General features: G+C 37.3%; 10 protein-coding genes, 1 other RNA gene, 1 pseudogene and 1 other annotated feature. Of the genes and pseudogenes, 10 read left to right on the top strand and 2 right to left on the bottom strand.

Translation table 11 applies throughout. From position 1 onward, the window contains the following. Nucleotides 1–61: 61 nt before the first annotated feature. The 5 genes and pseudogenes from AB3M96_RS03190 to dtd all read left to right on the top strand — a co-directional run bounded on the left by AB3M96_RS03190 (nucleotide 62) and on the right by dtd (nucleotide 7,143). Complete coding sequence (locus AB3M96_RS03190) at nucleotides 62–958, top strand: cation diffusion facilitator family transporter (protein WP_412966118.1); 897 nt, start codon at nucleotides 62–64, stop codon at nucleotides 956–958. Nucleotides 959–1,066: 108 nt separating this feature from the next. Beyond that, entirely contained in the window at nucleotides 1,067–3,427 is a 2,361-nt protein-coding gene (gene recJ, locus AB3M96_RS03185; protein WP_412966117.1) for a single-stranded-DNA-specific exonuclease RecJ, read from the top strand. Further along, on the top strand, nucleotides 3,428–3,940 hold the full coding sequence (locus AB3M96_RS03180) for an adenine phosphoribosyltransferase (RefSeq protein WP_412966116.1): 513 nt from the start codon (nucleotides 3,428–3,430) through the stop codon (nucleotides 3,938–3,940). Between the two features lie 542 nt (nucleotides 3,941–4,482). Continuing rightward, nucleotides 4,483–6,677 (top strand): annotated as a pseudogene (locus AB3M96_RS03175) (RelA/SpoT family protein). A gap of 25 nt (nucleotides 6,678–6,702) precedes the next feature. Further along, on the top strand, nucleotides 6,703–7,143 hold the full coding sequence (gene dtd / locus AB3M96_RS03170; protein ID WP_412966115.1) for a D-aminoacyl-tRNA deacylase: 441 nt from the start codon (nucleotides 6,703–6,705) through the stop codon (nucleotides 7,141–7,143). Between the two features lie 41 nt (nucleotides 7,144–7,184). Here the strand turns inward: dtd and AB3M96_RS03165 are convergent, their stop codons facing one another. Further along, nucleotides 7,185–8,963 carry an N-acetylmuramoyl-L-alanine amidase family protein gene (locus AB3M96_RS03165; RefSeq protein WP_412966114.1) on the bottom strand — a complete coding sequence of 593 codons (1,779 nt, stop codon included), beginning with the start codon at nucleotides 8,961–8,963 and terminating at the stop codon, nucleotides 7,185–7,187. 139 nt (nucleotides 8,964–9,102) lie between these two features. Between AB3M96_RS03165 and AB3M96_RS03160 the strand changes: the two genes are divergently transcribed. From AB3M96_RS03160 to AB3M96_RS03140, 5 genes are all read left to right on the top strand, one after another. Continuing rightward, nucleotides 9,103–9,279 (top strand): hypothetical protein, encoded by a 177-nt coding sequence (locus AB3M96_RS03160; protein ID WP_412966113.1) that lies wholly within the window; start codon nucleotides 9,103–9,105, stop codon nucleotides 9,277–9,279. Between the two features lie 126 nt (nucleotides 9,280–9,405). Further along, nucleotides 9,406–9,764: a binding site (T-box leader), on the top strand. Nucleotides 9,765–9,912: 148 nt separating this feature from the next. Then, the gene (gene hisS, locus AB3M96_RS03155; RefSeq protein ID WP_412966112.1) at nucleotides 9,913–11,190 is read left to right on the top strand and encodes a histidine--tRNA ligase; all 1,278 of its coding nucleotides are present in this window, start codon (nucleotides 9,913–9,915) and stop codon (nucleotides 11,188–11,190) included. 5 nt (nucleotides 11,191–11,195) lie between these two features. Further along, nucleotides 11,196–12,959 carry an aspartate--tRNA ligase gene (gene aspS, locus AB3M96_RS03150; protein WP_412966111.1) on the top strand — a complete coding sequence of 588 codons (1,764 nt, stop codon included), beginning with the start codon at nucleotides 11,196–11,198 and terminating at the stop codon, nucleotides 12,957–12,959. Nucleotides 12,960–13,033: 74 nt separating this feature from the next. Then, nucleotides 13,034–13,223: non-coding RNA, 6S RNA (gene ssrS, locus AB3M96_RS03145), on the top strand. A gap of 196 nt (nucleotides 13,224–13,419) precedes the next feature. Next, nucleotides 13,420–14,184 (top strand): tRNA threonylcarbamoyladenosine dehydratase, encoded by a 765-nt coding sequence (locus AB3M96_RS03140; protein ID WP_412966110.1) that lies wholly within the window; start codon nucleotides 13,420–13,422, stop codon nucleotides 14,182–14,184. A 374-nt stretch (nucleotides 14,185–14,558) separates the two neighbouring features. On the opposite strand, the gene AB3M96_RS03135 is transcribed toward AB3M96_RS03140, so the two are convergent. Continuing rightward, nucleotides 14,559–15,245 carry an RsfA family transcriptional regulator gene (locus tag AB3M96_RS03135; protein WP_412966109.1) on the bottom strand — a complete coding sequence of 229 codons (687 nt, stop codon included), beginning with the start codon at nucleotides 15,243–15,245 and terminating at the stop codon, nucleotides 14,559–14,561. Nucleotides 15,246–15,457: the final 212 nt, after the last annotated feature.

The raw sequence follows: 15,457 nt of genomic DNA, 5'->3' as shown, positions 1-15,457 counted from the left end.
GAATATAAGGAAATTCACAATATAGTACAAGTCCTTAAATTGAAGGGAAGGGGAAGTTTATTTGGTACAGAATGATCGCTTTAAACAAGCCGAAAAAGCAATCATATTAGGAGTTATAGGTAATATTATTTTAGCTGCTATTAAATGGATAATCGGTGTGCAATCAAATAGTAGAGCATTAATTGCTGATGCAGTACACTCTGCTTCTGATGTAGCAGGGTCTGTGGCTGTTTTTGTAGGAATACGTGCAGCGAAACGGCCGCCTGATGAAGATCATCCGTATGGCCATGGAAAGGCCGAGTCAATTGCAGCAATTATTGTAGCAGTTTTACTCGCATTAGTAGGTTTTGAAATTGGGAGAGCATCATTTGATGCATTCTTTAAGCCGATATACGTTCCAAAAGCTATGGCTATCTATGCAGTTCTTTTTTCAATAATTGTAAAAGAAGTTATGTTTCGTTATAAATATAAGCTCGGTAAAAAAATTAATAGTGATGCCTTAATCATTAATGCTTACGATGACCGTTCAGATGTGTTCTCTTCAATAGCCACTTTGATCGGAATTGTTGGGGCAATATTAGGTGGCTATCTGGGTCTAGATTGGTTAGTATATGCTGACCCGGTAGCTGGACTATTTGTAGCAATCTTGATCTTAAAAATGGCATGGGATTTTGGTACAGAAGCAATACATTCAACATTAGATCATGTATTACATGAGGAGGAAACAGCAGATTTAAGGGAGCTGGTATTATCTGTTCCAGAGGTTATGAAGCTAACAGAATTACATGCAAGAGAGCATGGTCATTATGTCATAGTTGATTTGAAGATTTCAGTTGATCCCTATATGACCGTAGAAGAAGGCCATAAAGTGGGGAAAAAAGTAAAAGCAATGCTTATGGAAAATGACCGTGTTCAAAATGTTCTTATACATATTAATCCGTATTCTGAGGACGATTGATCAGCAACTTTACTTTAAGAAAGTTCGGCTGGATTAATAATTAGACAAATTTTATTAATTGTATCCCTTTGAATGCTTCGGTATAATAGTGAGGTTAGGGGTGAAACGATGTTACAATCCAAAACTCGCTGGAAAGTAAATGAAAACAACATAGAATTAACAAATCTACTAGTTACTGAATTACAAGTTACACCTCTAGTAGCATCCCTGCTTGTAAATAGAGGGTTAACAACTGTTGAATCTGCTCGTGAGTTTCTAATGGCAGAAGAAAATGATTTTCATGATCCTTTCTTACTTGACCAAATGGATGTTGCTATTGAGCGCATTACTCAGGCAATCAACAATAATGAAAAAATATTAGTATTTGGTGATTATGACGCAGACGGTGTAAGTAGCACGACTGTTATGGTCACTGCTCTACAGGAAAAAGGAGCAAATGTTGACTTTTATATACCGAACCGTTTTACTGAAGGCTATGGTCCAAATGAGACTGCCTTTAGATGGGCTAAAAGTGAAGGTTTTACTCTCATTATTACAGTAGATACTGGAATATCAGCATTACATGAGGCAGAGATAGCTAAAGAGATAGGACTAGATTTAATTATTACAGACCATCACGAACCTGGTCCAGAACTGCCAACGGCAACTGCCATCATTCACCCGAAAAAGCCGAATAGTCACTATCCTTTTCAAGAATTGGCTGGGGTAGGAGTTGCTTTTAAAGTAGCACATGCTTTACGTGGGGAAGTTCCTACTGATTTACTAGATGTGGCAGTAATCGGAACGATTGCAGATTTAGTTCCTCTTCATGGAGAGAACCGATTACTTGCTAAAAAAGGAATTCGTGCTTTGCAAACAACGCAACGCCCGGGTATAAAAGCACTATTAAAGAAAGCTCGTGTAGAGAGTAGTGATGTATCAGAAGAAACGGTTGGATTCGCAATCGGTCCGAGAATTAATGCTGTGGGACGTTTAGAATCAGCTGACCCTGCTGTACATCTTTTAATGACCAAAGACCTTGAAGAGGCTAGTAATATTGCTGAAGAAATTGATGAACTGAATAAAGAAAGACAGACTTTAGTAAATGAGATGACGCAAGAAGCTATTAAAGAGGTGGAAGAAAAGTTTCCGCCTGATACAAACCCGGTTCTAGTAATCGCAAGAGAAGGCTGGAATGCTGGAGTTATAGGGATTGTCGCGTCCAGGTTAGTTGATCGTTTCTATCGTCCTACGATAGTTTTAAGTATTGACCCTGAAAAAGGATTAGCAAAAGGGTCAGCAAGAAGTATCGAAGGATTTAACCTATATGAAAGCTTATCAACCTGTCGGGATATCTTGCCGCATTTTGGTGGACATCCGATGGCAGCAGGTATGACATTACAAGTTAAAGACATAGACGATTTAAGAAGTCGTTTAATTGAAATAGCAAATAATGTTTTACAGCCTGAAGATTTTCAACCGATTACTTCAATTGATGCTACTTGTATGATTGGTGAAGTAACAATTGAGTCAATTTTAGAAATGAATAAATTGGCTCCTTTTGGTATGGGGAATCCAAAACCAAGAATACTACTAAATGATGTCGAATTAAACAGTATTCGAAAAATTGGTGCGGACCAGAATCACCTGAAAATAGTATTACAACAGGAGCCGTTCACACTTGATGGTGTAGGCTTTGGGTTAGGGCATGTTTCTGAAGGTATTTCACCATTAGCAAAGGTATCTGTTATTGGAGAGCTTTCTATCAATGAATGGAATAACACGAGAAAGCCTCAGATTATGCTACAGGATATTGCGGTGAGAGAATGGCAATTGTTTGATATTAGAGGCATGAGGGATGTAGCTCTTTATGTGAGGAACATTGAAGAACAAAAGCGTAAGCTAGTCGCTTTCTCACAAGATACACTTAGTACTCTTAAATTGAATGAATTTGAAAATGATATTCATATTATTACTGATTCTGCTGAAGCACAACAACTTCAATTTGATTCCAAATATGTTGTTCTGCTAGATATGCCTAGTGATGATATATTAATTAAGGATTTATTTATCAATACATTCCCAGACAGAATATATACACTTTTTCATCATGAGCAGGATCATTTTTTCAGTACAATTCCAACTCGCGAGCATTTTAAATGGTTTTATGCGTTTCTTGCCAAAAAGGGTCCTTTTGATATGAATCGATATGCGGAGGATTTAGCAAAGTATCGAGGATGGTCAAAGGAAACGATAGATTTTATGTCACAGGTGTTTTTTGAATTAGAATTTGTTAAAATAGACAAGGGATTTATCTCTTTATCAAATCAAGCTTCAAAACGAGATTTGACTGAATCGAAAACATACCAATTGAAGGAAAAACAAATTGAATTGGAAAAACAATTACTCTATTCATCATATCAACAGCTAAAGCATTGGTTTGATTCAATAAATAAAGGTTCGCAATCGCTTGAGGAGGCAATTAATTAAATGGATTTAACAAAATTTGTAGAAATTGTACCAGACTATCCGAAGCCTGGAATTAAGTTTAAAGATATAACACCGCTTATGAATGATGGAGAAGCATACAAATATGCAACTGACCAAATCGTACGATATGCAAGGGAAAAAGATATTGACCTTGTAGTAGGTCCGGAGGCGAGAGGTTTCATCATTGGTTGCCCTGTTGCATATTCACACGGTGTTGGATTTGCACCAGTTCGTAAAGAAGGAAAGCTGCCAAGAGATGTTATCAAGGTAGAGTATGGTCTGGAGTACGGTAAAGATGTTCTTACAATCCATAAAGATGCGATTAAACCAGGTCAGCGTGTATTAATTACAGATGACCTGTTAGCGACTGGAGGTACAATCGAAGCAACTATTAAGCTTGTAGAAGAATTAGGTGGAATTGTTGCAGGTATTGCCTTCATTATTGAACTCACATACCTAGATGGCCGTGACAAGCTTGAAGGATATGATGTGTTAACTTTAATGCAATTTTAATAAATCTTTGAGCGCTCAATATGAGTGCTCTTTTTACTAGGATAAATAAATAAAATACCCTATCCATTGGTAAAATACTCCTAAATAATCACGAATCCCTTTAAAAAGGTATTTTTCTGTACTGGAAAATTTATATTTCTATCTATTTCCCTTTACATATCAGGAAATTTTCAAGATAATAGAAACAATAATTATTTTATCTTTATTCTAATTAATTTTCGACAATCAATATATAATGGTGTCAGTAAATAGAATAGTTCTCATACGTAGATATCCTGGTGAATAAAGATAAAGCCTCCGGCGGATGCCTCAGATTTTCAAAGAAAGTTTTCCACGCTTTAACTGGCATTATTGTCCTACCGGCCAACTGCTAGTAAAAGCCTGATTAGTTCAACTAGAATCAGTGGAAAGTCACCACTGATTAAGTTTCACTCGATCGAGCAAGCTCGAAAAAATCTGGGCAGCAAATACGCATTTGATTGATAAAGTATTAAAGGATTCTTTCTTAGATATCCATTGAACATAAAAAGGTGATTAAATCCATGGCAAACGAACAGGTACTTACTCCTGAACAAGTGATAGAAAAAGCAAAAAATACTTATCCGGTAATGATATAGACTTTATTCAGCGTGCCTATTCTTTTGCTGAAGAGGCTCATAAAGAGCAGTTTCGTAAATCGGGTGAGCCATACATCATCCATCCTGTTCAAGTAGCGGGAATCTTGGTTGACCTCGAAATGGACCCTTCAACAATTGCTGGGGGTTTTTTACATGATGTAGTTGAAGATACCAATGTATCTCTCAAAGAGATTAGTGAGGCATTTAATGAAGAAGTGGCAATGCTTGTTGACGGGGTTACTAAGTTAGGGAAAATAAAATATAAATCTCAAGAAGAACAACAAGCTGAAAACCACAGAAAAATGTTTGTGGCAATGGCACAGGATATCCGTGTTATATTAATCAAGCTGGCAGACCGTTTGCACAACATGAGAACACTGAAGCATTTGCCTCAAGAAAAACAGCGGAGAATATCAAACGAAACGTTAGAGATTTTTGCTCCTTTAGCTCATCGTCTAGGTATATCCAAGATAAAGTGGGAACTTGAAGACACAGCTCTTCGTTATTTAAATCCACAGCAGTATTATCGAATTGTTAATTTGATGAAAAAGAAGCGTGCTGAGCGTGAACAATATCTGGAAGAAGTCATTGATGAAGTTAAGCAACGTGTTGGGGAGGTCGCGATAAAAGCTGAGATATCTGGTCGACCAAAGCATATCTACAGCATTTATCGGAAAATGGCCCTTCAAAATAAGCAATTTAACGAGATTTATGATTTGCTTGCAGTACGAATAGTGGTAGGCAGTATAAAAGACTGTTATGCTGTTCTGGGAATTATTCATACATGCTGGAAGCCTATGCCTGGTAGATTTAAAGATTATATTGCAATGCCAAAACCAAATATGTATCAATCCCTTCACACAACTGTAATTGGTCCAAAGGGCGATCCGCTTGAGGTTCAAATTAGAACTGTTGAAATGCACCAAATTGCTGAGTTCGGGATTGCGGCGCATTGGGCTTATAAGGAAGGGAAACAGGTTAATCAACAATCTACTTTTGAAGAAAAATTAACCTGGTTCCGTGAAATATTAGAATGGCAAAATGATGCCTCAAATGCTGAGGAATTTATGGAGTCATTAAAGATTGATTTATTCTCTGACATGGTATTTGTATTTACACCAAAAGGTGATGTCATTGAACTTCCATCTGGCTCAGTACCAATTGATTTTGCATACAGAATCCACTCTGAGATAGGGAATAAGACAATTGGCGCTAAAGTAAATGGAAAAATGGTGACATTAGACTATAAGCTAAAAACTGGGGATATTATCGAAATATTAACTTCGAAGCATTCCTATGGTCCTAGTCAAGACTGGATTAAATTAGCGCAAACATCACAAGCCAAAAACAAAATTCGTCAGTTCTTCAAAAAGCAACGTCGTGAAGAAAATGTTGAAAAAGGAAAAGAGCTTGTTGAAAAGGAAATTAAAAACCTTGAATTTGAGGTTAAGGAAATCCTTACACCAGAAAATATCAAGCGTGTTGCCGAAAAGTTTAATTTTTCAAATGAAGAAGATATGTATGCAGCTATTGGCTATAATGGCATTACTGCTGCTCAAATTGCAAACCGTTTGACAGATAAACTGAGAAAGCAACGTGATCTTGAGCAGGATAAAAATTTGACAGATGCTGTGTCAGAAATGAAGCAGGCTAATTCTACAAGAAGACGTGATGCAGGCGTACAGGTATCTGGAATAGATAATTTATTAATTCGTTTATCTAAATGCTGTAATCCAGTACCTGGAGACGAAATTGTTGGGTTTATTACAAAGGGGAGAGGGGTTTCTGTACACCGTGCTGATTGTCCTAATGTCCATACTAGTGATGCTAAACAACGTCTTATTGAAGTAGAATGGGAAAGTAATTTACACGATCGAAAAGAATACAATGTTGAAATTGAAATTTCAGGATTTGATCGACGTGGTTTATTAAATGAAGTCTTACAGGCAGTAAATGAAACGAAAACAAATATTACAGCCGTATCGGGGAAATCAGACCGTAACAAAATGGCTACTATTAACATGGCCATTTCCATTCAAAATGTGAGTCATTTACAAAAAGTAGTAGAACGAATTAAACAAATCCGAGATATTTATTCAGTACGTCGTGTAATGAGTTAAACTGAGTTTTGAAAGGGATTTTACAATGAAGGTTATTGTTCAACGAGCAAAGAACGCAAAGGTTACAGTTAATAATGAAGTAGTAGGGTCAATTGAGAATGGGTTTATGTTATTGGTTGGAATTACGCATTCAGATACAATTGATGATATAAAGTATTTGGCTGATAAGGTTGTGAACCTTCGAGTATTTGAAGATTCGGATGGTAAAATGAATTTATCTCTTCTTGATGTTTCGGGTGATATTCTGTCTGTTTCTCAGTTTACGCTTTATGGAGATTGTCGAAAAGGTAGACGTCCTAACTTTATGGAAGCGGCAAAGCCTGATTTTGCAGAAAAAATGTATCAACTATTTAATCAAGAACTTCGTGAAAAAGGTGTGCGTGTTGAGACAGGTGCCTTTGGAGAAATGATGAATGTACAATTTACTAATGTTGGCCCGGTAACTCTCATTTTAGAAAGTAAATAGAAAAAGACATGTGAGCAGCAACTCACATGTCTTTTTTAATACTAGTTATTTTTAAAATATTGTGCTAACCCATAGTATATGCCATTTGAGACGTTTTCTTGGAAGCTATTCGTATTTACTGTGTATTCTTCTGTTGGATTACTTACAAAGCCTAATTCAAGTAACGCAGAAGGATTTTTATTTTCGCGAATTACTTGGAAGTTTCCAAGTCGGTGTTGTCTATTTTTAAATCCAGTCGCTTTAATCAATTCCGTTTGAATAGTTGATGCTAACGGTATGTCTATATTTTTATAATAATAAGATGTTATGCCACGAGCGCTTCTGTCATAGACACTATCATAATGCAAGCTGATAAATGCGTCTGCATTGCGGTAATGTGAAATACTTACCCTTGAACGTAAGCTTACATAGCTATCACTATTTCTAGTGAGTACGACATTCGCACCTGAAGCGTTTAACTTATCATATACAATTCTAGCTGTTCTAAGTGTTAATTGCTTCTCAAGTGTCCCTGCAACTCCAACAGCACCACTATCATTTCCACCATGTCCAGGATCTAAAACAATTGTTTTGTCCTTTAGATACTGGTTAACACCCGGTTTCTGAACCACTTCAGTAGACCCATCAACCGATACAATCCATCCAGCGATATAACCAATCTTATTACCAGGTAGTGCAATTTTATACCAATCTCCTTCTTTTTCTAGAATAGAGAAGGTATCACCCTCATTCGCTCTTGCTACCACTGAATGATTGGTAGAGGCACCTGAGCGGATGTTTGTCCCATTGTATAGCACCTTAAGGCTAGACTTTTCTGAATTGGTAGATTCAGTTGGTTTGTCTTCCTGAATCTCTAGATACCAACTTGCTACCCAGCCCTTACTACCATTAGATAATATTATCTGACTCCAATTGTTAACTTCCTGCTCGATTGTTACTACATTGTCTTTTTTTAAACTACCAATGATCTTGCCAGACAGTGAACCACTATCTCTTACATTTAAACTCGAAGCGGTTACGATTGCCTTTTTCCCTTTAACTTGGGGATTAGGATTAGTAGGAGCTGGTGTAACAGGTGTAGTTTCAGTTGTTTGTTCCCCAGAAATATTTGAAATAAAATCGCGGCTGACCCAAGCTGTGCCTTCTCCGAATGTGATTTCAAGCCAATTTTCTCTCTCACTAACTATTGTTACCTTTGCTCCATTTAAAAGTTTGCCAACGATTCTTCCTTGTAAGTTTGGTTCTCCTCTTACATTTAGTACAGAAGCAGATACCTTACCAGTCTTTTTTGTAGAACCTGTATTCGGTTTGCCAGCTGCTTGTTTTGAAGTTATGTATTGTGACGAAACCCATCCGATATGCCCATTTAATGAAACCTTTGTCCAACTTTCACTTGATTCGATAAATGTTGCTTCATTCCCTTTATTTAATGATCCGATTACTTGGAAGCTTGTACCTGGACCGCTTCGTAATCTTAATCCATCAACCGTTGAAACTACAATAGATGATGTACCATTATTTGTTGTAGGAGTTTTAGTTGATTCCTCCTTAATTAACCAAGAAGCCACCCAACCAGTCTTCCCTGAGGAAAGTTGAAGTTTTACCCAATCATTCTTTTTTTCAATAATCGTATACTTTTCTCCTTGTTTTACCTGTGCAACTTTAGCATAGGACAACCCAGGGCCCTCTCTTACATTTAATACCGTGGTATTAATGATAGCCGTTTGCTCAGCTCGAGCATTTTGTATGGGCTGAAATGAGAATGAATAAACAAAAAGTACTATAAACGCAAGTACTATCTTTAAAACTTTTTGAAACACGTAGAAGCCTCCCTTGTAGATAAAAACATAGCTTTAATAATAATTCGTTATCTTTTATAAAATTCCTGTTACGTAAAGAAATAAATTCTTAAAAAAGGGAAAGATACGTAATAGAGATTATTGAAAAGGGGCGAACATAATGAGATTTAGTGATAAAAGTAACAATGTACAAAATTCAAAAAACGAGGTATTTGGTGTTGACTTCCATGATTTCATCCAAAAAGAACAAGGATCTACCTATGTAGAATTAGCTTCAGAATTTGGAGTATCTGTTAGAGATGTGCGAAACTTAAAAAGACAATTACATCGTTCATAAAACATTTCCTTGATTAACTATTAGGATTGGTAAAATTCAAGGTTGAAATAAAATTTTTTTATGTTCACCTTGACATTGCAACTTTTCACTCGTATTATAATATAAAATTCTACAAAATAATATAACTTTGAACCAGTGATGGGGAATAGTAAATAAGACTACACATGAATAGAGAGGGAATGACAAAGGCTGAAAGCATTCCTGCATGATGACTTATTGAAAGAACACCTCGTAGGTTTCTCTCTGAAAAAGCATACGCTCTAGTAGGAGTAGGACGTTTCAGGCGTTAACTGATTGAGTGGAGACTTATAATTTTGAGACAAAAAAGAAGCAAGAAGGTCGAGGCAGCAAGTTTTTGAGAAGCGGAATGCACTTTTGGTGCATGAGCATTCGAGAAGGCGAAGCTAACGAAGAGATTCGCAGCTTATTTTTAGTCGAAGTCTTAACTAGGGTGGCACCACGGGATACAAGCTCTCGTCCCTACATTATTGTAGGGATGGGGGCTTTTTTATTTTTTTTGGAACAAATTATCATGAAGACATTGATTAACCGTAGTTCAACTACGGTAAGTGTACTTCTAAAAATGCGATATCTAGAGATACATATCTCTTGTTACATAGAGGAGGAGTAAGTATGGCAGTGAATATTCCTAGAGGAACCCAGGATATTCTACCAGGCGATGTAGAAAAATGGCAGTATATTGAGGAGCAGGCGCGAGATATTTGTAAAAGATTTAACTATAAAGAAATCCGCACACCAATTTTCGAACACACAGAACTATTTTTGCGTAGTGTTGGTGAAACAACTGATATCGTTCAAAAAGAAATGTATACCTTTGAAGACCGTGGCGAGAGAAGTTTAACTCTACGACCAGAAGGCACAGCAGCTGTAGTACGTTCCTATGTTGAAAACAAGATGTTTGGAAATCCATCACAACCAACAAAATTGTATTATACAGGGCCAATGTTCCGGTATGAAAGACCTCAGGCAGGACGCTATCGTCAATTTGTTCAATTTGGAGTAGAAGCTTTAGGCAGTAATGATCCAGCAATTGATGCAGAGGTTATTGCTTTAGCGATGGAAATCTATCAGTCACTAGGCTTAAAAAAGCTGAAGCTTGTTATTAATAGCTTAGGTGACATGGCAAGTAGAATTGCCCACCGTGAAGCACTAGTAGCTCACTTTACACCAAGAATTGATGAGTTTTGTTCTGATTGCAAAGCTAGACTAGAGAAAAATCCAATGCGAATATTGGATTGTAAAAAAGATCGTGACCATGAATTAATGAGTACGGCGCCATCAATTATTGAGTATCTAAATGAGGAATCAGGCGAGTATTTTACTAAAGTCAAATCATATTTAACAGAACTAGGTGTTGATTATGAAGTCGATTCGGGTCTTGTAAGAGGTTTAGATTACTATAATCATACTGCCTTTGAAATTATGAGCAGTGCTGAAGGCTTTGGAGCGATTACTACCTTGTGTGGTGGCGGTCGCTATAACGGACTCGTTGAAGGCCTTGGTGGACCAGAAACGCCAGGAATTGGATTTGCGTTTAGTATTGAAAGACTATTAGCTGCTTTACAAGCAGAGCAGATTGATCTTCCAGTTGAAGCAAAGGTTGATTGTTATGTAGCGACAATCGGAGAAAAGGCTTCAGCGAAATCAGTAGTATTAGTTAATAATCTTCGGAAAGCGGGTTTAACTGCAGAAAAGGATTACTTAAATAAAAAAGTTAAAGCACAGTTCAAAGCAGCTGACCGACTTCAAGCTCAGTTTGTAGCAGTCTTAGGCGATGAAGAACTTGAACAAAACGTGATTAATGTGAAAAACATGGAAACAGGACAACAAGAAGAAATTAATATAGATCAATTTATTTCTTATCTAAAAGAGAAAGTTCACGAGGAGTGATTTAAATGTTTGGGAGAACGTATTACTGTGGTGAGGTTACTGAGCAGGTAATCGGAGAAAAAGTAACATTAAAGGGCTGGGTGCAAAAAAGAAGAGACCTCGGTGGACTTATTTTTATCGATTTAAGAGACAGAACAGGAATTGTGCAAATTGTCTTTAATCCTGATGTCTCTAAGGAAGCTCTTGAGATTGCAGAATCGATTAGAAATGAATTTGTGCTTGATGTTCAAGGTACTGTTGTCGCTCGTGAAGAAGGAACGATTAACAACAATCTTGCAACTGGTAAAATTGAAATAAAAGTTGAAAGTGTAGCGATTTTAAATGCAGCTAAAACACCTCCTTTTACAATTTCTGATCAAACTGATGTTTCGGAGGATGTTCGTTTAAAGTATCGCTATTTAGATTTACGCAGACAGGAAATGTTTGAAACCTTTAAAATGCGACACAATGTAACAAAAGCAATCCGTAATTACTTAGATGGAGAAGGCTTTTTAGATATTGAAACACCTATTTTAACAAAAAGTACTCCAGAAGGTGCTCGTGACTATTTAGTACCCAGCCGTGTGCATCCGGGTGAATTTTATGCATTGCCGCAATCGCCACAAATTTTTAAGCAATTATTAATGGTTGGTGGATTTGACAGGTATTATCAGATTGCTCGCTGCTTTAGAGATGAAGACCTTCGTGCTGACAGACAGCCTGAATTTACACAAATCGATATTGAAACATCGTTTATGAGTCAAGAAGATATCATTTCAATGACTGAGCAAATGATGAAGAAAGTTATGAAAGATGTGAAGGGTCAAGATATCGACCTTCCACTTCCGAGACTTTCTTATGATGAAGCAATGAGTCGTTATGGATCAGATAAACCTGATACTCGTTTTGAGATGGAGTTAGTCGATATTTCAGAGCTTGTAAAGGAAAGTGGATTTAAGGTGTTTAGTAGTGCGGTAGAGACTGGTGGGCAGGTAAAAGCAATCAATGCAAAAGGTGCTGCTGAAAAATACTCTCGTAAGGATATCGACGCACTTACTGAGTTCGTAAATCGTTACGGTGCAAAAGGACTTGCTTGGCTAAAAGTGGAGCAAAACGAACTTAAGGGTCCAATCGCTAAGTTCTTTAGCGCTGAAGAACAAACAGTTCTTCGTACAGTACTAGAAGCAACTGCTGGAGACTTGTTACTATTCGTAGCGGATAAGAAGAATGTTGTTGCTGATGCATTAGGAGCATTACGATCAAAATTAGGAAAAGAGCTAGATCTAATTGATACAGCTAAATTTAATTTCCTTTGGGTAACAGATTGGCCACTATTGGAGTATGGTGAAGAGGAAGGACGTTACTACGCAGCGCACCATCCATTTACAATGCCCGCAAGAGAGGACTTAGAACTATTAGACTCTAATCCTGCTGCAGTAAAAGCACAAGCTTATGATCTAGTATTAAATGGATATGAATTAGGCGGAGGCTCGCTCCGTATTTTTGAAAGAGATATTCAAGAAAAGATGTTTAAGGTTCTTGGATTTACTGAAGAAGAGGCAAGGGAACAATTTGGATTTTTAATGGAGGCATTTGAATACGGAACGCCTCCACATGGTGGTATTGCCTTAGGATTAGATAGACTTGTTATGCTATTAGCTGGCAGATCAAATCTTCGTGATACGATTGCATTCCCTAAGACAGCCAGTGCAAGTGACTTGTTAACCGATGCACCTGGAGAGGTAAGCAAAGCGCAATTAAACGACCTCCATTTGTCACTAAATGTATAAAAATAGCGAACAAAACCCTTTTTGGTCAACTTGTAAATGGCATATTCCTGTGTTATTATTTTGACATAGAGTTAGAAGTCCTGATGTGTTTGTCGTATAACCTATTGTTTTGACCGAACAATAGATTATACGGGAGCCCGGAGTTTTCGATTTGCGTAAATGCCTCGTTGTTTTTTAGGGAGGACTTACAAAGATTGAAACAGGGTACCCACCTGCGGTGAGCGGGTTCAAAACTAAGGCATCGACGGCACGATTGGGACTTCTACTGGGTTTACAAAAATACAAATGACCAAACCTGTATACATTGCGTATACAGGTTTTTTAATGAAAAAAATAATAATTACATAATTTCACATAGAAATACTTGAAATTAAGTTGAGGTATGTTATATTCATAATCGGGAAAAAATAACCAAGGTTACTATGTATAGGTACGAATTTACTTTTATGGAGTTGAAGATATGTTACACCAGTTTTCTCGTAATGAATTAGCTATTGGTAAACAAGGTATTGACATTATGAAAAATAGTACAGTTGCTGTACTTGGAGTCGGTGGGGTAGGCTCGTTTTCTGTAGAAGCACTAGCACGTTCTGGAGTAGGACGTTTAGTATTAGTTGATAAAGATAATATTGATATTACGAATGTAAATCGCCAGCTTCCGGCATTATTATCAACTGTTGGCCGTTCCAAAGTTGATGTAATGAAGGAACGAATCGCAGATATTAATCCTGACTGCGAAGTTATTGCATTAAAAATGTTTTATACAGAAGAAACGTATGAGGAATTCTTCAGTTACGGCTTAGACTATGTAATTGATGCTTCAGATACAATTGTGTATAAAATCCACTTAATGAAAGAATGCTTAAAACGTGAGATTCCTATCATCTCATCCATGGGCGCTGCTAATAAAATGGATCCTACACGCTTTAAGATTGCTGACATATCAAAAACACACACAGACCCAATCGCAAAAGTCATTCGCACAAAGTTACGTAAAGATGGCATACGTAAGGGTATTCCTGTTGTATTCTCAGATGAAAGTCCAATTGTCATTAGAGAGGATATCCGTAAAGAAATCACAGATGAAAATGCAAAAATACGTAAGGCAAAAATGCCACCATCATCAAATGCATTTGTACCATCTGCTGCGGGATTAATCATGGCTAGTCACGTTGTCAGAGAATTACTAAAGGACATTAAGATTAAAAGAGTTAAGGATGAATAGACAATAACATTAAAAAACACACTTATTTCCTTTTGGTGAGGGAATAATGTGTGTTTTGTTATATATAGGGGGAGGATTAAGGATTGAAGATTGCCTACGGATAGAGGGACAAGCATCGCGGGGGCGTTCATGGAAGTCATGAAGGCCCTCGGCGAGAGCGACAGTCCCCGAGGTCACTCATCCAGCCGATGAACGCTTCAGAGAGAGTGACAAGCCCCGTGAGGTCACTCATCCAGTCGATGAAAGCCCACAGCCGAAGCGACAAGCCCAGCGAGGTCACTCATCCGCCAAAACATAGTTGAGAATCCCAAAAATAACGTCAACATAAAAAGAACTGACGCAGTTACATAACCGAGTCAGTCCTACACAACAATTTATTTAGCTACTTGCTCCAAGTTTCCGTTCTTATCCATACGGAATGCTGGAGAATTGCGATCCTCTGCATCCTCAAACATTACCAATCGTCTAGCGCGGTCCATAATTTGTACGAGTGCTTGGTAGTCTTCTTGAATGATAGTCTGTTGGTCGGAAAGCTTTTCGAGTCGCTTTTCAAGTTCCTTCGTTTTTTGGCGTAATGATTCATTTTCACGTTTTAAGCGATTATTTTCATACTCTAATTGACTTGATAATAGATCATCTTTACGTAAGCCTGACAAGAAAGATATGCAATCTTCAAGCGTGATAGATTCTGATGAAACGGTTACCCTAGTTGGTAGTAATTCAGCAGATATTTCTTCAACTACAGTCATTGGTGATTCTTGTATATATGTTCTTTCCTCAATTATTTGAGGAGTTGCAACTGGTGTATTATCTTTGTTCATTCTTTCTAATGCTCTTTTTCTTTCTTTCCGTTGCTTTTTAGCAATTGCGATTGCTTGTTCATAATTATTGCGAACCTCTGCATTCCATCTAAAGCCACAAGCAGCAGACGTGCGATTTAATTTATCTCCTACTTCATCAAAGGCAGCTAATTGTGTACCACCTTCTCGTATGTACCGTAATACGGTTTCCGCCAATAATAAATCATCTTCATGAGACCATGCATCTTGCCTTACTTTCATACTATCAACTCCCTATTAATACTAGATTTCTTCACGAGATTCGGACTGTTTCTTTTAAGATCCCGTGACCCCGGTTCTGCTACTTTTTTTACCAGATGTGTCAATCATCTATATACACTTGCTGTCACCGAGTTTTTCTTTATATCTATCATGACCATGGCAAATTTGTTTTATACATTACTAGTTTGTAAAAACAGGAAAATATCTAGTAA

It is taken from the genome of Ferdinandcohnia jepli, from assembly GCF_047246645.1.
In the GTDB taxonomy this organism is placed as follows: Bacteria; Bacillota; Bacilli; order Bacillales; family Bacillaceae_L; genus Ferdinandcohnia.
The sequence above is the reverse complement of the archived record's forward strand: the minus strand, read 5'-3'. Positions and strand labels throughout refer to the sequence as shown.

Coding starts and splice junctions, on each gene's coding strand:
- aspS (WP_412966111.1), top strand. CDS start 11,196: ATGTTTGGGAGAACGTATTACTGTGGTGAGGTTACTGAGCAGGTAATC.
- AB3M96_RS03180 (WP_412966116.1), top strand. CDS start 3,428: ATGGATTTAACAAAATTTGTAGAAATTGTACCAGACTATCCGAAGCCT.
- AB3M96_RS03140 (WP_412966110.1), top strand. CDS start 13,420: ATGTTACACCAGTTTTCTCGTAATGAATTAGCTATTGGTAAACAAGGT.
- dtd (WP_412966115.1), top strand. CDS start 6,703: ATGAAGGTTATTGTTCAACGAGCAAAGAACGCAAAGGTTACAGTTAAT.
- AB3M96_RS03160 (WP_412966113.1), top strand. CDS start 9,103: ATGAGATTTAGTGATAAAAGTAACAATGTACAAAATTCAAAAAACGAG.
- hisS (WP_412966112.1), top strand. CDS start 9,913: ATGGCAGTGAATATTCCTAGAGGAACCCAGGATATTCTACCAGGCGAT.
- AB3M96_RS03135 (WP_412966109.1), bottom strand. CDS start 15,245: ATGAAAGTAAGGCAAGATGCATGGTCTCATGAAGATGATTTATTATTG.
- recJ (WP_412966117.1), top strand. CDS start 1,067: ATGTTACAATCCAAAACTCGCTGGAAAGTAAATGAAAACAACATAGAA.